Annotated in this window: 15 protein-coding genes; 2 read left to right on the top strand and 13 right to left on the bottom strand. The window is 50.4% G+C overall.

What is annotated here, in order from left to right; genetic code table 11:
- Nucleotides 1–489 precede the first annotated feature (489 nt).
- Nucleotides 490–675, top strand: coding sequence for a 50S ribosomal protein L28 (rpmB, locus tag PG862_RS02990; protein WP_003504147.1), 186 nt, complete (start codon nt 490–492; stop codon nt 673–675).
- Between the two features lie 136 nt (nt 676–811).
- On the opposite strand, the gene PG862_RS02985 is transcribed toward rpmB, so the two are convergent.
- From PG862_RS02985 to pyrH, 13 genes are all read right to left on the bottom strand, one after another.
- Nucleotides 812–2,263 carry an AAA family ATPase gene (locus PG862_RS02985; protein ID WP_270706445.1) on the bottom strand — a complete coding sequence of 484 codons (1,452 nt, stop codon included), beginning with the start codon at nt 2,261–2,263 and terminating at the stop codon, nt 812–814.
- A gap of 33 nt (nt 2,264–2,296) precedes the next feature.
- The gene (locus PG862_RS02980) at nt 2,297–5,476 is read right to left on the bottom strand and encodes an ATP-binding protein (RefSeq protein WP_270706444.1); all 3,180 of its coding nucleotides are present in this window, start codon (nt 5,474–5,476) and stop codon (nt 2,297–2,299) included.
- Between the two features lie 188 nt (nt 5,477–5,664).
- Entirely contained in the window at nt 5,665–6,225 is a 561-nt protein-coding gene (locus PG862_RS02975) for a DNA-3-methyladenine glycosylase I (RefSeq protein WP_270706442.1), read from the bottom strand.
- Between the two features lie 106 nt (nt 6,226–6,331).
- Nucleotides 6,332–7,873 carry a cardiolipin synthase gene (cls, locus tag PG862_RS02970; RefSeq protein ID WP_333563184.1) on the bottom strand — a complete coding sequence of 514 codons (1,542 nt, stop codon included), beginning with the start codon at nt 7,871–7,873 and terminating at the stop codon, nt 6,332–6,334.
- Nucleotides 7,874–8,136: 263 nt separating this feature from the next.
- Complete coding sequence (locus PG862_RS02965; RefSeq protein WP_117795288.1) at nt 8,137–9,411, bottom strand: O-acetylhomoserine aminocarboxypropyltransferase/cysteine synthase family protein; 1,275 nt, start codon at nt 9,409–9,411, stop codon at nt 8,137–8,139.
- A gap of 72 nt (nt 9,412–9,483) precedes the next feature.
- Nucleotides 9,484–14,010 (bottom strand): PolC-type DNA polymerase III, encoded by a 4,527-nt coding sequence (locus tag PG862_RS02960; protein WP_270706440.1) that lies wholly within the window; start codon nt 14,008–14,010, stop codon nt 9,484–9,486.
- 4 nt (nt 14,011–14,014) lie between these two features.
- Entirely contained in the window at nt 14,015–15,091 is a 1,077-nt protein-coding gene (ispG, locus tag PG862_RS02955; RefSeq protein ID WP_117795284.1) for a flavodoxin-dependent (E)-4-hydroxy-3-methylbut-2-enyl-diphosphate synthase, read from the bottom strand.
- 228 nt (nt 15,092–15,319) lie between these two features.
- Nucleotides 15,320–16,447, bottom strand: coding sequence for an RIP metalloprotease RseP (gene rseP / locus PG862_RS02950; RefSeq protein WP_106999777.1), 1,128 nt, complete (start codon nt 16,445–16,447; stop codon nt 15,320–15,322).
- A 1-nt stretch (nt 16,448) separates the two neighbouring features.
- The gene (locus tag PG862_RS02945) at nt 16,449–17,591 is read right to left on the bottom strand and encodes a 1-deoxy-D-xylulose-5-phosphate reductoisomerase (protein ID WP_022360463.1); all 1,143 of its coding nucleotides are present in this window, start codon (nt 17,589–17,591) and stop codon (nt 16,449–16,451) included.
- A gap of 42 nt (nt 17,592–17,633) precedes the next feature.
- A complete protein-coding gene (locus PG862_RS02940; RefSeq protein WP_106999776.1) occupies nt 17,634–18,434 on the bottom strand; it encodes a phosphatidate cytidylyltransferase in 801 nt (266 codons plus the stop codon).
- A 12-nt stretch (nt 18,435–18,446) separates the two neighbouring features.
- The gene (locus tag PG862_RS02935) at nt 18,447–19,172 is read right to left on the bottom strand and encodes an isoprenyl transferase (RefSeq protein ID WP_106999775.1); all 726 of its coding nucleotides are present in this window, start codon (nt 19,170–19,172) and stop codon (nt 18,447–18,449) included.
- A 125-nt stretch (nt 19,173–19,297) separates the two neighbouring features.
- Nucleotides 19,298–19,852, bottom strand: coding sequence for a ribosome recycling factor (gene frr / locus PG862_RS02930; RefSeq protein WP_022360460.1), 555 nt, complete (start codon nt 19,850–19,852; stop codon nt 19,298–19,300).
- A gap of 13 nt (nt 19,853–19,865) precedes the next feature.
- Nucleotides 19,866–20,567 (bottom strand): UMP kinase, encoded by a 702-nt coding sequence (gene pyrH, locus PG862_RS02925; RefSeq protein ID WP_106999774.1) that lies wholly within the window; start codon nt 20,565–20,567, stop codon nt 19,866–19,868.
- A gap of 528 nt (nt 20,568–21,095) precedes the next feature.
- Here pyrH and PG862_RS02920 point away from each other — a divergent pair.
- Nucleotides 21,096–21,389 (top strand): helix-turn-helix domain-containing protein, encoded by a 294-nt coding sequence (locus PG862_RS02920; protein WP_022360458.1) that lies wholly within the window; start codon nt 21,096–21,098, stop codon nt 21,387–21,389.
- Nucleotides 21,390–21,454 lie beyond the last annotated feature (65 nt).

Below are 21,454 nucleotides of genomic sequence, written 5' to 3'. Positions count from 1 at the left end.
CGTTTCTTTACTTGTTTTTGTTTGATTCGAATTTTATGCCATGATTTTTTACGGGCTGGACATGCGGAGCCGGAGCGGCTCCTGTGTCGGCGCGTGGGATGAGTACCTCACGGGCTGGACATACGGAGCCGGGGCGGCTCCTGTGTCGGCGCGTGGGATGAAATATATGCGTCTCTCTACCCCGTCATGCAGCTCGATTCCGCTTCGCTCCATCTCGCTCACGGGCTTCGCCCTATGGATAAAAATGTCTGAAATACGGCTTATGTGCAAGCACAACACCGTTTTTCAGCCTTTTTTATCCGCATGACTCATGGCTTACGCGTATATTATACACCACCCACGTTAAAAAGGAAATAGAAAATAGACATCTGTCGAAAACTTTTTTTATTTTTTTTGGTTTTTCACTTGCATATTTTCCTATTTTCTGCTATTATACCTTTGTTATGGATTTTAATAGGAAGTCCAATGATCGGTTAAGGAGGTGCTACGATGGCTAAGTGTGCAATCTGCGAGAAAGCTGCTCATTTTGGTAATGCAGTGAGTCATTCACATAGAAGATCTAACAAAATGTGGAAAGCTAACGTTAAGTCTGTTAAGGTTAAAACTAATGGCGGAGCTCAGAAGATGTATGTATGTACTTCTTGCTTAAGATCCGGTTTAGTTGAAAGAGCCTAAATCGAGTTTAACTGGCCTCAGGTGTCTGCCTGAGGCTTTTTTCTTGTTCTTAGCATAAAGAGCGACAACAAATGTTGGAAATATGCTTTTTGAGCACATTCCAACATTTTATATAAAATCTTTCCTTCAAAACACCTTAAAACAAGTTCAGCAGCGTTCCATACAGCTCCTCATTTCCCATCACCACCAGCGCCAGTTCTTCTTTTGCCTCGCTGAGCTGATAAAAAAGATGTCTCACATCGCGCTCCGTCGAGCGCAGATATCCCATTTCATCATAATAATATCGCCCATCCAGCCGATGCACCATGCGAACGACTTCTCGTGTATGGCGAGATTGTATTTCTACGGCAGAATCGGATGGCTTTTCCTGTTTTTCCTGCCAATCGGATTCCTGGCACTCATATCCCTGACGGATGTAATCATTCAGCAAATTAGCTGCTTCTGACTCATCGTTGGCATAAACCACCGCGACATGGGGATAGTGCCGCATTCCGCGTCCGTGCGGCAGGTGCATCATATTTTGTATAAAATAGGAAAGTTCTGCATTCGCACGGATCCGATTCGTCAGGTGGAATGTCTGGATTCCCGGCTGCTCCCCCAAGAGCTTTATTGCACCCAGATCCAATTCTTCCGGCGAAATCATATCCTCACAGTTACTGGAAAAAATAACCGGACGCGTTTTGCCGATCTCCAGCAAAATTTCCAATGTATTGGGCGACAGAAGGTGTGCCTCATCTACTAAGATCGCGCTGTATGCTTCAATCCTGATTTCCGCTCCCGTTTGAACACTATCCTCCGCCAGGTACTCCACCCGCCGCAGCCGCTCATGCAGCACCTTCCACTCTTTTCCCGCTTCACCGCAGTGGATCATGCACACCCGCTGCCGCCCGGAGAGTTTCATCGCAATATCATATAAAAGCAGCGTTTTTCCCGTCCCCGGAAGCCCGGTAAACCAGAAATATCCCGTCCGGTCTGCCCGGATTTTCTTTAAAATCTGGCGTTCAATATCCCTCTGCTGGTATGTCAGAAAATATTCTTTCTTTAAGAACCGTCCCGGCTCTGTAAGCGGCGAAATCAGGTACAGCTCCGCCTGAAACAAGTCTTCGATATCGCCTGGATAATCAGCACTCTCCTGCTGCAAATCCCGGCAGAGCTGTTCCCAGTCCGCCTCCACAATGCGGTCATGATTCGTCAGACGCACCAGGCGGTTCTGACTGCTAATATAAGTGTACGAACGAATCGGCTTTCCCAGCGCCGCCAGATAATACCGGTTCTGTATGAGCTGCTTGCGGATCGCCTCATCCGACACCTGTCCACTCTTTAATTCAAGGTTTAAAATCTGTTCTTCCTTGATCTGAAGCAGATCAAACTCTTTTCCCAGTCTCGGAATCTGAAAGGAATAGAAAAAACGCAGTGCGTACACCGCCTGTATATGTCTCTCCAACTCCGAAACCAGCGCTTTCATGCTGTCCAGCTCCCATTCCCGTATTTTCAGAAACACATCCCGCCCCGAAAGCTGTCGTTCCAGCTTTTGAAGGTATTCCGTATTCTGATTTCGGGTAATCGTGTAAATAGAGATTGCTTTCATACCACCTGCGTTCCTTTTCGCCCTTTCCAAACTTTATAGATCCCTCTTTTTGCCGCAGCACTCCATGAGCGCCGCTACCACCTTATCCATCTGCAGTGGTTTTGCCAGATGCACATTCATCCCAGCCGCCAGGCACTGCCTGGCATCCTCTTCAAAGGCATTTGCCGTCATGGCAAGAATCGGAATCTGCCTTGCATCCGCCCGCGGAATCGCCCGGATCGCGCGTGTCGCAGCCAGACCATCCATCACCGGCATCATCACATCCATGAGAATCGCATCGAACGTCCCCGGACGTGCCGCCTCAAAGCAGTCTAATGCCTTCTTCCCGTTCTCCACAATCGTGACATGGGCACCCGCATCGGTCAGAAGTGTCTCCGCGATGTCTGCATTCAACTCATTGTCCTCCGCCAAAAGCAGCTTCAAACCGTGAATATCTCCTGACGGCGCTGCTTCCTTAACCGGAAGCTCCTCCGGCGGCGGTGCAATCTCAAATGGAATTTCCACCACAAACGTCGTTCCAATGCCGACCTCACTCGTCACTTCGATGGTTCCGTGCATCTGTTCAATCAGCCCTTTGACGATCGTCATGCCAAGCCCAGTTCCCTGATAAACACTGCGCGCATCATTTTTCTCCTGTACAAACGGATCAAAGATGTGGTCCAGAAATTCCTGGCTCATGCCAACTCCCGTGTCCGAGATCGTCCACCTATAGACGCACCAGCCGTCCCGTACATCCTGCGCCTCCACCCTGGTACTGATTTTTCCGCCCGGATGATTGTATTTGATGCAGTTTCCATAAATATTCAGGAAAATCTGGCGCAGATGGAGCTGGCTGCCATAAATATACGGATACGGAATCTCCGCTTTTCTTTTATCATACTCCCATTGAATGCCCGCATCTACCGCGCGCTCGATGATGATGCTCACGATATCGTGCGTCATCTCTGCCAATGAAATATAATCATGTGCCAGAATGATCTTTCCTTCTTCCAGCTTGCTCATCTGCAGCACATCATTGATGAGGGACAGCAGATGCCCCGCCGCCACCTGCATTTTCCGGTGATTTTCCATCAGCATCTCCTTATCATCAAAATGTGCCTCATCGATTTTCAAAAGCCCGATAATGCCATTGAGCGGTGTCCGGATATCGTGACTCATGCGGCTTAAGAAATCTGTTTTCGCCCGGTTTGCCGTCCGCATTTCATCAAATGCCGCCTGCAGGCGCGCGTGCTCCTGTTCATCCCGCGCGTGCATCTGCGACGTATCCTGCAGAAGAATGATCGCATGAACCACCGGCATCTCACAAGAAAGCTCCGTATCAAACACGATCGTCTGCGTCATCAGAACTGTTTTCTGTACCCAGCAGATCGTGCCATCTTCCTCCTGGATACAGTATTCCACGGAAATATGTTTCTCCCCTGCCTCAAACCGCTTCAACAGCTTAGCCGGATCATCTGCTATGCGATAGCTTCCCAAGGTCTCCTGAGTGACCATCTTCATATATTCACTGCAATAATCACGGTAAGAACACGGCAGCGGATAGTCCATAAATAGCTCCCGGCATTCCTCGTCTTTTCCATTCAAGACAACACTCTTCTCCAGAATATCCTTTGTCAAATTAACTGTATATATCATATCCGACAGATCCAGAAGTGCATCCACATAGCTGTCATTTTCCAGAATCGACTGTTTGAGCTGTTCATAATAAAGCGTCAGCTGTTCCTTCGCATCTGCCCGCCCTTCTGAACTTTTCCGGATCGTCTCAAATGCCAGCAGGAAATGATGCAGTTTTCCTTCCTCATCCCAATCTACCGGGATCAGCGTCAGGCGGCTGTAGAGTCCCTGACCGTTCGTATCATACTGCAATTCGAGTAGATCTCCCTCCGCCTGCAGCTTCCCGGAAAGCTCTGAAACCTGCAGGCTCTGGCGGATGTGGGCGCGGTCAGCACGAGCCACCCGTTCCGCTGCTATCTGCTCCGCCGCACCGGAATAGCTTCCGTCTGACGCCAGAAAGAAATCAGCACTGGCACGGAGTGCCCGGTAAGTATCCATGTGCGCGTCGCAGTAGAGACAATCCGAAAAGTTTCTCCCGTACCGGTTTAAAAGCTTGAGCAGGTGGAAATCCAGCCGTTTTTCCGCTGCCGCTTCCTCGCGCTTTACATGGTTTTTGTTGATATACATATTTTTATCGGCAAAACTGAAAAGCTCCCGCATCGTGCTGCCCGGAAAATCACTGGCAAGTGCATACCCGGCCGCATAGCTGAGCGGCATATCCGGATATCCCTTTGACTCCTCTGTCATCGCCTCCCGCACATGGGTGAGGCATTCCCGCATGGCCTCCTCATCCAGACCATGCGTAACGGCAATAAATTCATCGCCGCCGTCCCGCCCTACGAACTGTTCCGCAGGCATGGACGCGCGCAGACAGACGGCGAACCGCCTGATGTAGGCATCCCCCGCCTCATGCCCCATGCTGTTGTTGATTCGGCGGAGATTATTCAGGTCAAAACTGCATACTCCCACATCCTCTTCCGCCGGTTCCGGATCATCCAGCAATTCTTCACATTTATTCTTATTTGGAAGTCCGGTCGCCTTGTCCAGATAAACCTTTTTCTGCAGCACACGGTTCATCGCCGCATAGCGCACCGCCTTGATAAATTCATATCCAATCAGAAGCATCAGAACAATAATATCAATCGTGATATATTTTTCAATTACCGTCAGCGAGGATGCCTTCCGCTGGGAATACGCCTCCGCCAGTCCCGTCGCCTCATCACAGATTTCAAAGAACCGCTCGCTCTTATCAATGATCTCTGTATTCTCATAGCCGACTTCTCGGACACGCAGGATTTCATCGTGAAGCGCGGCAAAGTAATCATCCAGCTCCTGCATCTTACTCTGAAACGCCCCGTCATCGAGGCGCACCAGCCCCAGTTCTCCATTGCCATTCCGCAGACCGTCGACAAGGGCCTCAATATCCTGAATCATACCATCTTCCGGCTGACCGGAAATTTCCAATTTAATGATACGCTGTGTTTTTCCGCGCACCAGTCCCGCATAATTGACCACACGCGCCGTTCCCTGAATACTGGAGACAATTCCCATCATCACGATAATCAGTGCCGCCAGCATAACCGCCAGCACGCCGATGCAGATCTGTATTATGTTTGAAGTCTTTTTCTTCTTACTCTTATTCGCATTCTCGGAATCCATCGCTCCGTCCTCCCGTGAAAAAGAATGTGCCTTGGCACATTCTCGCGCCAAGCGCGGTCGCTTGCGACATGTTTCTGCTTCGCGCGAGTGCGCATCCTCGCGGAGCGTTTTTTGTTTCATAGGACGTAATTTCCTATGAAGCAAAAACCCTGGCACGCCCTTTTCCCTGCACCTGCCATCTTGTTATTTTACATCTTATATCCCAGAAAGCATCCATCCTCATACGACTCAATCCGCCCGACCGCCTGCAGATACGAATAAATAATCACCGTCCCGGCAAACTTCATCCCGCGCATTTTGAGATCTGCCGACACTGCATCTGAGAGCGGCGAGCTGACCTTGCCTGTCTCATGAATCACCGCGTCTCCTGTCCAGTGAGTCAGATACGCGTCAAAACTCCCATATTCATTCTGAATTTCCCGGAATATCCGTGCATTCGTGACAGCGGCATGAATTTTCAGCCGGTTATGTACAATTCCCGGGGCGGTCCGGAGCGCTTCCTCCTTCGCCTCGTCGTAACCGCACACCTTGTCCAGGTCAAATTCATCGAACGCGGCGCGGAACGCCTCCCGCTTATTGAGGATGCACTCCCACGAAAGCCCTGCCTGAAAGCATTCAAGGATCAGCATCTCAAAGAGCTTCGCATCATCCCGAACCAGCTTTCCCCACTCCTCGTCGTGGTAACGGATATACAATTCATTCTTTGGATTCGCCCAGCGGCAGCGGTGTCTTCCATCGTGCCATTCCATACGTTTATCTCTCCCTGTTCGTCATTTGCTCTCACATTTTTTGCTTATTTATCCTTGTTTTTCATTCAAGAAAACATAACTATGCCATATCTCTCGTTTTGAAGTTCTACATAAGCGGCGCCAGAATCCGCAGCGCCTTCCCCGCAAACCGCCGGATAAACGGATACTTCCGGCAGTTTTCCAGAGTGATCCGCTCGCTCTTTGCAAGTGTTTTCTGGAAATCTTCTTCCACATCCATCACAACCGCATTGCGGAAGAAATAGGACGCGCACTCAAAATGCAGATACAGGCTTCTGAAATCAAGGTTGATCGTTCCGACCACCGCCTTCTCATCGTCGCTCGTAAACATCTTCGCATGGATAAAGCCCGGCGTGTATTCAAAGATCTGGACACCAGACCGCAGAAGCTCCGCGTAATAGCTGCGAGCCAGCAGGTACGCATATAACTTATCCGGTATATGCGGCATGATAATAATAACCTCCACGCCGCGCTTTGCCGCAAACTTGAGCGCCGCCAGCGTCGTATCATCGAGAATCAGATACGGGGTCGTGATGTGCACATACCGGCGTGAACGCCCTAAAATATCGAGGTACACCGACTCGCCGACATTTTCCCCGTCGAGCGGGCTGTCCGCATACGGCATCACAAAGCCGCCGTAATCCATCCCCTCCGGCATATGAAATTCCGGCGGACATAAAAATCGGCGGTACTCCTCTCCATCCCGCTCCGTCACATCCCAGAGCTGCAGAAACATCATCGTAAAACTATCCACGGCTTTTCCTTTGATCAGGACTGCCGTGTCCTTCCAGTGTCCAAAGCGCACCCGCTGGTTGATATACTCATCCGCCAGGTTCACGCCTCCGGTAAACGCAGTATGACCATCAATCACGCAGATCTTCCGGTGATCGCGGTTATTCTGATAACTCGAGAGAGCCGGACGCACCGGCGCAAAAATCTTGCACTGGATCCCCTTCTCCTGCATCGCTTTCTCATAGCCGTGCGGCAGCGTGAAGAGATTTCCCATGCCGTCATACATAAACCGGACTTCCACGCCCTCGGCGGCCTTCGTCTCTAACACCTGTAAAATCGCATCCCACATCACTCCGTGTTCTACGATAAAATATTCCATAAATATAAAATGTTCCGCTTTTTTGAGTTCTTCCAATAATACTGGAAACATATCATCTCCCAGCGGGAAATAGCGTACCCCCGTATTTTCATACGCCGGGAAACGTCCGTACTGGTTCATATAGCGGACGAGATTGCCGCCACTGGCGCTGATGCTCTCATAGTGTGCCAGCACCTCCGGATCCTGTAAAAGGTACGGACGCAGTTTTGTCCCAACTTCCTCGATCCGCCGGTTAATACGGTGCGTGCCAGGCTGCAGCGTCAAAAACAGATAAAACAGCGTTCCAAACACTGGAAATACCAGAATCGGCACAACCCAGGACAGCTTGATCGTGCTGTTTCCTTCATCGCTGATAATATAGATCAATATCAGGGCACTGAGTATCGCAGATCCGCCATACATATAGATCAGGTACTCTCTAAACCAGTCAAACCCGGCAAAGAGCACAAGAATCTGTATCAGCAGAAACAGCGTTCCCAGCGTAGTACGACCGAAAATCAGACGCAGCAGTTTTTTCAATTTTTTAAGTATTTTCTCCATTTTCTACCAGTCCATTTCTCTATCTTGTTCATCGGGCATCTGCCATATCATTTAAAACTACAGTGCCATCTCTCATAGTATGACAGATTTTTGCAAATAAAACAAGAGGTCAGCCAGAGACTGACACAGATTTATGTGTCATCCCGACTGACCTGTCATTGCAAGCGCTTATTTTAACAACCGCATTGAAACATCTCACTGATATTCCGCATAAGGCTTATATAGCGCCATTTTCTGGAATTTTAGTCCTCCAGTGCCTGACGGATATCCTCGATGATATCATCCACATTCTCAATTCCGACACTCAAACGGATCAGACTTGGATCAACGCCCGCCTCCCTGAGCTGCTCATCGGAGAGCTGACGGTGAGTATGGCTTGCCGGATGCAGAACGCAGGTTCTCGCATCGGCAACATGGGTTACGATGGCTGCCAGTTTCAGCTTATCCATGAACTCGCCAGCTGCCTGACGACCGCCCTTTAAGCCGAAAGAAATAACGCCGCATGTACCGTTCGGCATATATTTCTGCGCCAGTGCATGGTATTTATCATTTTCAAGTCCCGGATAATTAACCCAAGCCACATCTTCACGGCTCTGTAAATACTCGGCGACCTTCTGTGCATTCTCACAGTGGCGCGGCACACGCAGATGCAGTGTCTCCAGACCGATATTCAATAAGAAGGAATTCTGCGGGGACGGGATGGAACCGAGATCACGCATTACCTGTGCGGTTGCCTTGGTGATATAAGCCGCCTTACCGAATTTCTTCGTGTAAATAATGCCGTGGTAAGACTCATCCGGCGTCGTCAGACCCGGGAATTTATCTGCATGTGCCTCCCAGTCAAAGTTGCCACTGTCCACGATGCAGCCGCCGACGGTCATCGCATGTCCATCCATATATTTTGTAGTAGAATGCGTTACAATATCTGCGCCCCACTCGAACGGACGGCAGTTGATCGGAGTTGCAAACGTATTATCTACAATAAATGGAATACCATTTCTGTGTGCAATCCGGGCAAATTTTTCCAGATCCAGCACTACCAGAGCCGGGTTTGCGATCGACTCACCGAAGATACACTTTGTGTTCGGGCGGATCGCCTTCTCGATCTCCTCTTCCGGCGCATCCGGGTCAACTAACGTAACATCAACGCCCATTTTTTTCATCGTAACGACAAACAGGTTCGATGTGCCGCCGTATACGGTTGCCGAGCAGACCAGATGATCGCCCGCGCCACAGATATTAAATACCGCATAAAAGTTTGCCGCCTGTCCGGAGGATGTCAGCATTGCTGCCGCGCCGCCCTCCAGCTCACGGATCTTATCTGCGACTGCATCATTGGTCGGGTTTGCCAGACGGGTATAAAAATATCCATTTTCCTCCAGATCGAAGAGTCTTCCCATCTGCTCACTGGTTGAATACTTAAAGGTCGTGCTCTGGTAGATCGGCAGAATTCTCGGCTCGCCATTTTTCGGCTGCCATCCGCCCTGGATGCACGTTGTTTCCATTGAACGTTTCATTTTTCTTCTCCTTCATATGTTTATTTTTAAATAATTATATAGTAATTGAGCCCATTTTTTAGTACGGCTCTTTTACATCACCATATCAAACAGCGAAAGCTGATTGCTCTCCGGCAGCCCCGTCAGAATTCCCAGCTCTGCCATCAGATCGCACACCGTCTTCGTAACCTTGGTACGGTTGATAAAGTCCTCTTTCGACAAGAACTTTCCGTCCTCCGCCGCAAAAACAATCGCGTCTGCCGCTTTCTCGCCAAGTCCGTCGATACTGCTTAACGACGGCATCAGCTTTCCGTCTATGATCTGGAAATTGCGGGCTTTTGCCCGGTAAATATCGATCGGCATGAACTCAAATCCGCGCGCGTACATTTCCTGTACGATACGCATATCGCGCAGCGTGTCCTGCTCTTTCTTGGAAAGAGAATCCGACCGGCTCTTGTATTCCGCCAGATGATACTCCAGCTTATCGCGCCCCTGGCACATCAGCTTGTAGGTAAATCCACTCGCACGGATGCTGAAATATGCCGCATAGTACGCCAGCGGGTAAAATACCTTACAGTACGCCACACGCCACGCCATCATAACGTAAGCCGCCGCGTGCGCCTTCGGAAACATATACTTGATTTTCAGGCAGGAATCGATATACCACTGCGGCACATCGTGAGCTTTCATCTCCTCAATCCACTCCGGTTTCAGTCCTTTTCCTTTTCGGACAGACTCCATGATAGTGAAGGAGAGTCCCTCTTCGAGTCCTTTCTGAATCAGATAAATCATAATATCGTCTCGACAACAGATCGCCGTCTGAATCGTCGCCTGTCCGCTCAGGATAAGGTCTTTCGCGTTTCCTAACCATACATCCGTACCGTGGGACAGACCGGAAATCCGCACCAAATCCGAAAAATATTTCGGTTTGGCGTCGATCAACATCTGCATCGCGAAGTCTGTACCAAACTCCGGAATGCCAAGCGCCCCGAGCTTACAGCCGCCGAGATCCTCCGGCGTGACACCGAGCGCCTCTGTGTTCTGGAAGAGACTCATGACCTCCTTCGAATCCAGTGGAATATCCTTAACCGGGTCGAGTCCCGTCAAATCCTGCAGCATACGAATCATGGTCGGATCATCGTGTCCGAGAATATCGAGTTTCAACAAGTTGTGGTCGATCGAGTGGTAATCGAAATGCGTCGTGACGGTACGTGTCGTCATATCATCCGCCGGGTGCTGCACCGGTGTAAACGTGTCAATCTCCTCTCCGAGGGGCAGCACGATGATACCGCCCGGATGCTGTCCGGTGGTACGCCGCACGCCAACGCAGCCGGACACGATGCGCTCAATCTCACACCGGCGCTTACGGATTCCTTTATCCTCATAATAATGCGCCACAAAACCATACGCTGTCTTATCCGCCAGCGTACCGATCGTCCCCGCACGGAAGGTCTGTCCTTTTCCGAAGATGACCTCCGTATAGCTGTGCGCCCGGCTCTGGTACTCGCCGGAGAAGTTTAAGTCGATATCCGGCTCCTTATCGCCCTTGAATCCCAGGAACGTCTCAAACGGGATGTCGAACCCGTCTTTTTTCAGCGGTTTTCCGCACTTTGGACATATCTTATCCGGCATATCACAGCCCGCCATACCCGAAAACTTCTTTACGTCTTCGGAATCAAAATCGTAATAATGGCAGTTCGGGCAGTAATAATGCGGGCTCAGCGGATTTACCTCCGTGATACCAGACATCGTCGCCGCCAGCGAGGAACCAACGGATCCTCGCGAACCAACCAGATATCCATCCTCATTCGACTTCCAAACCAGCTTCTGCGCGATGATATACATAACGGCGAATCCATTGGAAATGATCGAGTGAAGTTCACGCTCCAACCGATCGACTACCACCTTCGGCAGCTTATCGCCGTACATATCATGCGCGTGGTTGTAGCAGATGGTACGCAGCGTATCATCCGAATTCGGAATAACCGGCGGACACTTGTCTGGGCGTACCGGGGAAATGCGCTCGCACATCGCCGCGATCTTGCGCGTGTTTGTGATAACGATCTCCTCCGCCTTATCGCTGCCTAAATATTCAAATTCCCCCAGCATTTCCTCGGTGGTCCGCAGATACAGTGGTGCCTGATCGTCTGCATCCTTAAAGCCCTTGCTCGCCATGATGATACGGCGGTAGACCTCATCCTCCGGATCGAGAAAATGTACGTCGCAGGTCGCGCAGACCAGCTTGTTCCACTGTTCGCCAAGTTCAATCACTTTGCGGTTCAGATCCTGCAGATCCTCCCAGGTGTTGACTGAACTTTTCTCATCCCGCAGCATAAATGCGTTGTTTCCAAGCGGCTGCACTTCCAGATAATCGTAGAAATTCGCTATTTTTCCCAGTTCCTCCTCCGGAACCCCGCGCAGGATCGCCTGAAACAGCTCGCCCGCCTCGCACGCCGATCCAAGAATCAGCCCCTCGCGGTGGCTCGCCAGCAGACTCTTTGGAATCCGCGGACGTTTTGCAAAATACGTCAGGTTTGACTGGGAAATCAACCGGTACAAGTTGATTCGCCCGACATCATTCTTCGCCAGAATAATAATATGGTAGGTCGGCATCTTCCGGATCATTTCCGGTGTCATTTTGCTGAGTTCGTTGAGCTGCGTCAGGTTTTCGATATCACGAGCCTTTAACATCTCGATGAACTTGACAAAAATCTCTGCCGTCGCCCCCGCATCATCGACCGCCCGGTGATGGTTTTCGAGGGAAATTTTAAGCTCTTTCGCTACCGTGTCGAGCTTGAAGCGGTTCAGGTTCGGCAGCAGGACACGCGCCAGCGAAACCGTATCGAGAACCGTCGGCTGGAATGTGAGTCCCTGCCGTCTCGCATTTTCTTTGATGAAACTGATATCAAACGACGCGTTGTGCGCGACCATGACCGCACCCTCGCAGAATGCCAGAAACTCCGGCAGAACCTCTTCGATCGTCGGCGCGCTGATTACCATGCCGTCGTTGATGCTTGTCAGCTGTTCAATGTCATAGGGGATTGGCACTTCCGGGTTGACAAATGTGCTGAATTTGTCCACAATCTTTCCATCCGTCACACGCACCGCGCCGATCTCGATGATGCGGTTCTTGATCGGGCTGAAACCGGTCGTCTCGATATCGAATACAACGCAGGTGTGATCTAACGTCTGTCCTTTCTCATTCTCCGCCAGTTCCTTCATATCATCGACGAGATAGCCCTCAACACCATAGAGGATCTTGAAGTTTTCGCCCTTATCGACCGCATGGTTCGCATCCGGAAACGCCTGCACACAGCCGTGGTCGGTGACAGCGATCGCGTCCATGCCCCACTGTTTGGCACGTTTGATGATATCCTTGACCTCGGAAACACCATCCATATCGCTCATCTTCGTGTGGCAGTGAAGTTCCACGCGCTTGACCGGACTGTTGTCCATCCGCTTGCTGGTGAAATCTTCGCATTTCTTGATGCCGGAAACCGAACCGATCGTCAGCTCGCCGTCAAATTTATCAATATTGGCAACACCCTTAATGCGGACAAACTGTCCCGCCTTGGTCGCTGTCTTCAAATCATCCAGCGTATCTTCCCGTGCAAAGATCTTGACGCCGATCGTATCGGTAAAGTCGGTCACCGAAAATAAAAAAAGCGTGTTTCCGCTGCGGAGCTCCCTTAGCTCGCAGGTCAGGATCTTTCCGCGGATGACAACCTGCCCAACCTCGCCTTCCAGCTCCTCGATCGGGCTCGCCTCCTCATTGAAATCGCGCCCAAACAGCACATCCGGATTGTCGGATTTCTTCATATAGCCCGAACGGCGGTACTCGCCGCCCTTGCCAGATCCAGCATTTGCGCTGCCTGCCTGGTTTCTGCCTCCTGCCGGATTCCCCCCGGCTTTCAGCTTACCAACCGGTTTTAAAACAGTCTTTCCCTCGTCAAATGGCAGATCGACACCGCCAGAGGCAGGTTCTGCCCCCGACGGTTCCATATACGCCTCATTGGCACCTGCTGCTCCAGCAGCCGCGCCGCTTCCGCCTGCCACGCCACTCTCGCCTGCCGCCTGCGGCTTCATGTAGATGATCTCCGGCTCAGTATTCTTCTTCTCAACCGGACGGTAGGAAGTCTTCACAACCATTGGCACATTGCAGCGCTCGGTGAAGATTTTCTCCAGAATCCGCACCAACTCCGGTGCCTTATCGCGCACGATCATCGTGTCCTCCAGCGACAGCTTCAGGTATCCTTCTTCTTCAAAATCCATCTCCGCCTTACGGAACATATTATAAAGAAGGATACTGTAATTTTTCAGCTCCATCAAAATACTGTCCCGATACACATTCATGAGTTTTTCCGGCGTATACTGGCTGGACAGATGGTATTTCTCCAAAATCTTGATCGTCACCCGTTTGCCCGGAAATAACTGCTCCTTGATGCCTTTTTCCAGATCGTAGATACTCTGCTTGTGCATCAGGCGCGGGCTGTCGATGTAGACGCGGATCACGCTCCGGTCACGGTTCGTCGAGATCTTCTCGATCCCGACCATTTCAAGCAGTCCCCGCACATTTTCCGCAATATGTAAATCTGGAAATACCTCCAGAAATGTTTTCATTCTATCATTCCTTTGCTTTTTTCTCTTCCACCATCCGGTCAAGCTCCGCTTTGAGCGCCGGTAAAAGTTCACTCTCCGGCAGTTTTTTCACAATCTCGCCCTTGCGTATCAGAAGTCCTTCGCCGATACCGCCGGCTACGCCGAGATCGGCTTCCTTCGCCTCGCCCGGTCCGTTGACCACGCAGCCCATGACGGCAACCTTGATATCCAGCGGATATCCCTGTACCAGCGTCTCCACCTGGTTTGCCAGACCGATGAGGTCGATCTGCGTGCGTCCGCAGGTCGGACATGAAACAACTTCCACGCCTCCCCGACGAAGGCCCAGCGTCTTCAAAATCAGCTTTGCCGACTTGATCTCCTCCAGCGGGCTGCCTGTCAGGGACACGCGGATCGTATCACCGATTCCCTGACTCAAAATCAGTCCCAGACCGACCGCTGACTTGATATTGCCCGCAATCACAGTTCCCGCCTCTGTGATACCGACATGCAGCGGATAATGAGTCTTTTTTGCAATTAGTTCATGTGCTTTTACACACATCATAACATCCGAAGATTTGATGCTGATAACCAGATTGTCATAACCCATCTGCTCAATCAGAGCAACCTTATCCAGCGCACTCTCAACGAGTCCTTCCGCTGTCACGCCGCCATATTTCTCTACCAATGGCTTTTCCAAAGAACCGCTGTTGACGCCGACACGAATCGGCACGCCATACTCTTTTGCCTTGTCAACCACCGCCTGGATCCGCTCTCTGGAACCGATATTTCCCGGATTGATACGGATTTTGTCCGCGCCGCACTCGATCGCCGCGATCGCGAGACGATAGTCAAAATGAATATCCGCCACCAATGGAATATGTATCTGGCGTTTAATCTCCGTCAGGGCAGCCGCCGCCTCCATTGTCGGCACTGCCACACGGATAATATCGCAGCCCGCGTGCTCCAGCGCCAGAATCTGCTCGACGGTCGCCTTCACATCCTCTGTTTTCGTATTACACATCGACTGGATCAGAATCGGATTGCCGCCGCCGATCTGTCGTTTTCCAATCTGCACCACTTTCGTCTCGTCCCGGTATCCCATATCGTTCCTCCCAAACCATTCTTCTCCGACACAAAATTTCCGGCCTTTTTCGAGCGAATCTTTCATGCCTTTGAATCAAATGAATTAGTAACTGTTCAGTACCTTCACAGTCACGCGCAAAAATCCATCAAAAATTGCCTACGGCAATAGGATTTTTGCCTGCTGGCCCATGTTTTCGTACGGTCAGCGCAGTAAATGCGCAGACCTACTGAACAGTTACATGAATTATTACAATAAATTTCTAATATCATTAAACAATACAAATAACATCAGCGTCATCAACGCCGCCATGCCCGCCATATGGACCATGCCCTCTTTTTCCGGATCAACCGGCTTGCCGCGCAGCATCTCCAGAATGATAAATACAAGCCGTCCGCCGTCCAGCGCTGGAACCGGAAGCAGGTTCATGACACCCAGATTGGCGCTGAGCAGAATACACATATTGGCCAGATTGACAAGCACAATCATAAGTCCGTAGCTCTGGCTCTCCTTGACCGTCGTGCCGATCATCGACACAATCCGCACCGGACCCGCGATATCGTTCGAGCTGACCTGCCGCTTCAGAATCATGCCAAGGCTGCTGAACGTCACACGGATCCAATAGCGCACTTCATAGAAGCTATACTGCGCCGTCTGAATCACGGACGCCGGTTTCTGGTAAACACCACCGCTGATTCCAATAAGATAGCGTCCCGCTTCCTCAGAATAGCGCGGAACCATCTGCGTCGTGTAGGATTTCCCATCCCGCACATACTCCACCGTGACACTCTTTCCCGGATGAAACTGCAGATACGTCTGCACATCGCGGTACAGATAGGTGCGCGTACCATTTAAGCGCTCGATCGTATCGCCCGCCTGCAGCCCCGCCTCCTGTGCCGGATAGCCGTCCTCAACACTGACAACCGACGCCGCATCAAATCCCACACAGCTAATCACGAAAAAGGCGCAAAACCATGCCAGAATGAAGTTGAATACAGGTCCTGCCACCACGACTTTAAAACGTGTCCAGGCAGAAACCGCATTAAAATAAGTCCCCGTTGCACCCGGAGGCAACAGGAGCCGATCCGTTTTTCCATCTGTCAGACTCTGGTTCTGATCGCAGGAACTCCCTTTTTCCGTCTCATCCGGCGCATCATACCCTTCATCTTCCCCCAGCATCATACAAGAACCGCCAAACGGAAGCAGCTTCAGCGAGTACCGCGTCCCGCCTTTCACAAAACTGAAAAGTCTAGGACCCATGCCGAGCGAAAACTCAACGACGCAGATTCCGCCCCGTTTTGCCAATAAAAAATGTCCAAATTCGTGAAACAGCACGATCAGGCTGAATACAATCAGCGCCGCCAGCAAACTTACCAATCTACCACCTGCTCTCTATAAAATCATAGGTTTCCTGTTCTGCTGCCAGAATCTCTTCGACCGTCGGATTCTCTTTCACGGTGTGGTGTTCCATCGCCGCCTCAATCATATCAGTGATGGTCAGATATCCGATCTCGCGATCGAGGAATTTCTGGACTGCCCGCTCATTTGCCGCGTTGAACACGGTCGGAAGCGTGCCGCCGCGCCGTCCGGCTTTGTATGCCAGGGAAAGTCCGTGGAAATTCTCAAAATCCGGCGCTTCAAAGGTAATCTGTGCCAGCTTTGCAAAATCCAGCCGGTCGCCCGCCAGGAAGCGGCGTTCCGGATAATACAGCGCATACTGGATCGGAAGCTTCATATCCGGCGTGCCGAGCTGCGCTATCACCGCGCCGTCCTCGTATTCTACCATTGAATGAATCACACTCTGCGGCTGCACAACCACCTGCACCTGATCCATCTCCACGCCAAAGAGCCATCTTGCCTCCATAACTTCCAGACCTTTGTTTACCATCGTGGAACTGTCGATCGTGATCTTGCGCCCCATCGTCCAGTTCGGATGTTTCAGCGCATCTTCGACCTGAACACCTTTCATCTGCTCTCTCGTCCATCCGCGGAACGGTCCGCCAGACGCTGTCAGGAGAATCTTGTGGATCTTATTTCCCGTCTCACCGTTCAAACTCTGGAAAATCGCGCTGTGCTCGCTGTCCACCGGCAGAATGCGGACATGCTTCTCCTTTGCCAGCGACATAATGATATGCCCGGCCGTTACCAGGGTCTCTTTGTTTGCAAGTGCAATATCTTTTCCAGCATTCATCGCTGCGATCGTCGGGCGGATACCGATCATTCCGACTACCGCTGTCACCACAATCTCCGCACCCAGCTCCGTTGCCACTGCGAGAAGTCCATCCATGCCGCTCTCGACACGGATATCCAGATCGCGCACACGGTCTTTCAGTTCTTTTGCTTTTTCCTCGTTCCAGACCGCCGCGATCTTCGGAGAAAACTCCCGGATCTGTTTCTCCAGAAGATCAATATTGCTTCCAGCCGCCAGAGCCGTTACTTCTATATCTTTATTCGCCCGGACCACTTCCAATGTCTGTGTTCCGATCGATCCGGTTGATCCAAGTATCGCAATTTTTTTCATTTCTTATTCTCCTGTTTCTGTATTTTCATACATGCTTTCGTTTTATCGTAAAAACGTCAGTGCAAAATAAATCGCCGGTGCCGTAAAAATCATGCTGTCGAACCGATCCAGCACGCCGCCGTGTCCCGGAATCAGGTTTCCGTAATCCTTGACATTGTGGTTCCGCTTGATCGCCGACGCCGCCAGATCCCCGATCTGGGAAATGACCGCCGCAATCGCACACGCCACCGCGCATGCCACCATCGGATTGCTGACCTCGTCCATCTTCGCACCGAAGAAATACGCATAAATGCAGCCTAACAGAGCCGATCCGACCACACCGCCGACGGCGCCCTCGATCGATTTTTTCGGGCTTAAAACCGGTGCCAGACGGTGTTTTCCAAGGAGCATTCCCGCGCAGTATGCGCAGGTGTCACAGCCCCAGGAGCTTAAAAAGATCAGCCAGACAAGGTATTTTCCGTCCGCCATTGCCCGCACCTGATACAGGTAGGAAAGCATAATTCCCAGATAAAAAATGCCGAAAAATGCTACTGTAATCTGCTCGGTCCCATATTTCGGAAACGTGAACACGTAAATGCTCATCAGCACCATCAGGGCTGCAATCGCAAGCAGCGTCACATAATGCTGCCCTTCAAACCACACCAGCCCATAATATCCCAGACACGCCAGATACCCGGCGATGCCCGGCGCTTTTTTCTCAATCCCCATAACCCGGTAAAGCTCAAACATACCGATCAGGGAGATCGCGGCGGTCACACAGTACAGAAGGACACCGCCCTTTGTAACCAGTAAAATCGCGAGTGCTACAAGCACAATCCCGCTTATCAGCCTCGTTCTGAACATGGCAACTCCTCCTTATGCCTTGACTCCGCCAAAGCGTCTGTCTCTTTGATTGAACTGCTCAATTGCCTTTATAAGCTCGTCGCGGTTGAAATCCGGCCACAGGCAGTCCGTGATATAAATCTCACTGTAGGCAAGCTGCCACAGCAGATAATTGGACAGGCGGATCTCGCCGCTGGTGCGGATCAGAAGATCCGGATCCGGGATACCCGCCGTATCTAAATAGGACGCAACGGTCTGCTCTGTCACGTCCTCCGGCACCAGCTTTCCGTCCTGACAGTCCATCATCATATGGCGCACCGCGCGCGTGATCTCATCTCTGCCGCCGTAGTTGACTGCGATCACAAAGGTCATGCCCGTGTTTGCCGCCGTCTCGTCTTCCAGGCGGTTGATGCCCTCGATGATATCGCTGTCAAAGCGCGTGCGGTCGCCGATCATTTTGACTCTTACATTATTTTTCTTGGCAATCTTTAAAAGCCGTTTCAGATAAAAACGGAAGAGCTGCATCAGCGCCCCTACTTCTTCAGCAGAACGCTTCCAGTTTTCCGTTGAAAAACCATATACCGTCAGATAACGGATTCCCAGTCTCGCTGCATCCTCAACCGTCTGTTCAACCGTCACACACCCCTGTTTATGACCTACGGTTCTCGGAAGACCTCTCTTCTTCGCCCATCTGCCGTTGCCATCCAGAATGAGGGCGACATGCTGCGGAATTACCATGTTTTCGATGTCCCTTTCCATCCAGTTTTCCTCCATAATATTCCCTTAATAGCCAGAAAACAGGACCAGCCGGCCATCCGCATCTGCAATGCCGGCCAGCCCTGCTTGAGGCAGCCTGATTTTTACATTTAAACTCTATTGTATTTTTATACAGTCATGATCTCAGCTGTTTTTTCTTCTACTGCTTTATCAACCTTTGCGATCATCTTGTCAGTCAGCTTCTGGATCTGATCCTCGCCATCTGCCAGCTCATCCTCGGTGATCTCGCCGCCTTTTTCCAGCTTCTTTAACAGGTCGTTTGCATCACGGCGGATATTGCGGACTGCAACCTTCGCGCCCTCGCCCTTTTTCTTAACATCCTTTGCCAGATCTTTACGGCGTTCCTCAGTAAGCTCCGGGAAAATCAGGCGTACTGCACTTCCATCGTTGTTCGGGTTGATACCCAGATCGGAAGTCAGGATCGCTTTCTCGATGTCCTTAATGAGCTTCTTCTCCCACGGCTGGATCAGAATCATACGCGGCTCCGGTACAGAGATATTTGCCACCTGCTGTAACGGGGTCGGTGCGCCGTAGTAATCTACTTTGATTTTGTCCAGTACATGCGGGTTCGCACGTCCAGCACGAATGGATGTATACTCATTCAGCAGTGCGTCATAGGACTTATTCATCTTCTCTTCGTAAACTTTTAATCTCTCCTGCATAAAATCCTCCTAGTTATGCGGTAACCACTGTACCGTTAATTTTTCCGCGCATTGCATTTACAATTCCGTCTTTTTCATTCAGGCTGAATACTGCCATCGGAACGTGATTTTCCATACACATGATGGAAGCTGTGAGGTCTACGACCGCCAGCTGCTTATCGATCACCTCCTGAATCGTGATCGTATCATACTTCTTTGCATCCGGGTTGATCTTCGGATCGCTGTCATAGACGCCGTCGATCGCCTTGGCCAGAAGAATGCAGTCTGCATCCATCTCAATCGCACGCAGCGCTACGCCGGTATCAGTTGAGAAATACGGATGGCCTGTACCACCTGCAAAAAATACGACCATACCCTTTGAGAAATATTTATTGGCTCTGTCCTTTGAAAACAGCTTCGTCATGGAACCGCACTCAAATGGTGTCAGAATCTGTGTCATCATACCCTCGCTCCGGAAGATCTCCGACACGTAAATACAGTTCATGACCGTTGCCAGCATTCCGATCTGATCCGCCTTGGTCCGATCGATTGCATTGCTCTGGCGGCCTCTCCAGAAGTTTCCGCCGCCGATCACGATACCTACTTCGATTCCGTCATCGACCGCCGTCTTAACCTGTCTGGCTACTTCCTTGACCGTTGCTTCATCAAACCCGGTTTTCTTGTCGCCTGCCAGCGCTTCTCCGCTCAGCTTCAGTAATACCCGCTTTAATTCCATAATTCGGTTCTCCCTGTCTATATGTACGTTCTGATGTACATTTTATCTGTGATGACCGTAAAAAGCTGCGTCACCTTATCAAAGATATTCTACCACAAAAAATCCGAATGTGCGATAGAATTTTCGTAAATCCTGTGCATCCTTTCATGCATTTTCCCCAAACGTCTTTCTGTATACGGATTCTTCGCCCTATTTTTCATTTTTTCTCAAATTTTAGCGCCCGTTTTACTTTTTTTCTATTTCACCTTTTCCCGCCGCTCTCATTCTGCCCCCAGTTTCTCATTATTTATCTGCACTTATCCTCTGCAATCTTTTTCTGTGCATTATTTAACAGCCTTCCTAGGTGCAATCCATGTATGTGCATTGTTTTATTGGATATGCATTTTATAACATTGCAAATTTGAATCATTATATTGTTTGATAAAAATCAATTTCCAGCTACAATAGTTATATCAGTTGTAATTATTTATTATCTCTGAAATAACAATAACGCATGATTCTTTCGGATCGGGGAGGCACTTGAAAAATATGACAGCAATCGATCAAAAACAAATTAACAAGCAGCAGACAAACCGTTATGAAAAATATTACCGTCAGATAGGTCTCAACATCGCTTATTACCGCAAACTCCGTGGCATGAGCCAGATGGCTTTAGCAGAGGCGACCGATTTAAGCCGGACTCATATATCCAACATCGAGGCACCGAACATGAAAACGAGTCTTTCCTTAGAGAGTCTCTTTGATATTGCAGGTGTTCTGCAGGTTGCACCGCGCGCCCTGCTTGATTTCCGTGATGAGAAACCGCAGGATTTTCATGAATAAATCATGATAGAGCACGTAAATTCATGAATTTCTTTAAAGCATGACATTTTAGGGTTCCAAAGATA

It is taken from the genome of Clostridium fessum, assembly GCF_027698965.1.
GTDB lineage: Bacteria > Bacillota > Clostridia > Lachnospirales > Lachnospiraceae > Otoolea > Otoolea fessa.
The sequence above is the reverse complement of the archived record's forward strand: the minus strand, read 5'-3'. Positions and strand labels throughout refer to the sequence as shown.

Bases quoted from the DNA above. Each gene is read 5' to 3' on its own strand.
- PG862_RS02960 (WP_270706440.1), bottom strand. From the start codon at position 14,010: ATGAAAACATTTCTGGAGGTATTTCCAGATTTACATATTGCGGAAAAT.
- PG862_RS02975 (WP_270706442.1), bottom strand. From the start codon at position 6,225: ATGGAATGGCACGATGGAAGACACCGCTGCCGCTGGGCGAATCCAAAG.
- PG862_RS02985 (WP_270706445.1), bottom strand. From the start codon at position 2,263: ATGAAAGCAATCTCTATTTACACGATTACCCGAAATCAGAATACGGAA.
- PG862_RS02940 (WP_106999776.1), bottom strand. From the start codon at position 18,434: ATGTTCAGAACGAGGCTGATAAGCGGGATTGTGCTTGTAGCACTCGCG.
- PG862_RS02935 (WP_106999775.1), bottom strand. From the start codon at position 19,172: ATGGAAAGGGACATCGAAAACATGGTAATTCCGCAGCATGTCGCCCTC.
- PG862_RS02965 (WP_117795288.1), bottom strand. From the start codon at position 9,411: ATGAAACGTTCAATGGAAACAACGTGCATCCAGGGCGGATGGCAGCCG.
- rpmB (WP_003504147.1), top strand. From the start codon at position 490: ATGGCTAAGTGTGCAATCTGCGAGAAAGCTGCTCATTTTGGTAATGCA.
- ispG (WP_117795284.1), bottom strand. From the start codon at position 15,091: ATGGGATACCGGGACGAGACGAAAGTGGTGCAGATTGGAAAACGACAG.
- PG862_RS02920 (WP_022360458.1), top strand. From the start codon at position 21,096: ATGACAGCAATCGATCAAAAACAAATTAACAAGCAGCAGACAAACCGT.
- PG862_RS02945 (WP_022360463.1), bottom strand. From the start codon at position 17,591: ATGAAAAAAATTGCGATACTTGGATCAACCGGATCGATCGGAACACAG.
- pyrH (WP_106999774.1), bottom strand. From the start codon at position 20,567: ATGGAATTAAAGCGGGTATTACTGAAGCTGAGCGGAGAAGCGCTGGCA.
- PG862_RS02980 (WP_270706444.1), bottom strand. From the start codon at position 5,476: ATGGATTCCGAGAATGCGAATAAGAGTAAGAAGAAAAAGACTTCAAAC.
- frr (WP_022360460.1), bottom strand. From the start codon at position 19,852: ATGCAGGAGAGATTAAAAGTTTACGAAGAGAAGATGAATAAGTCCTAT.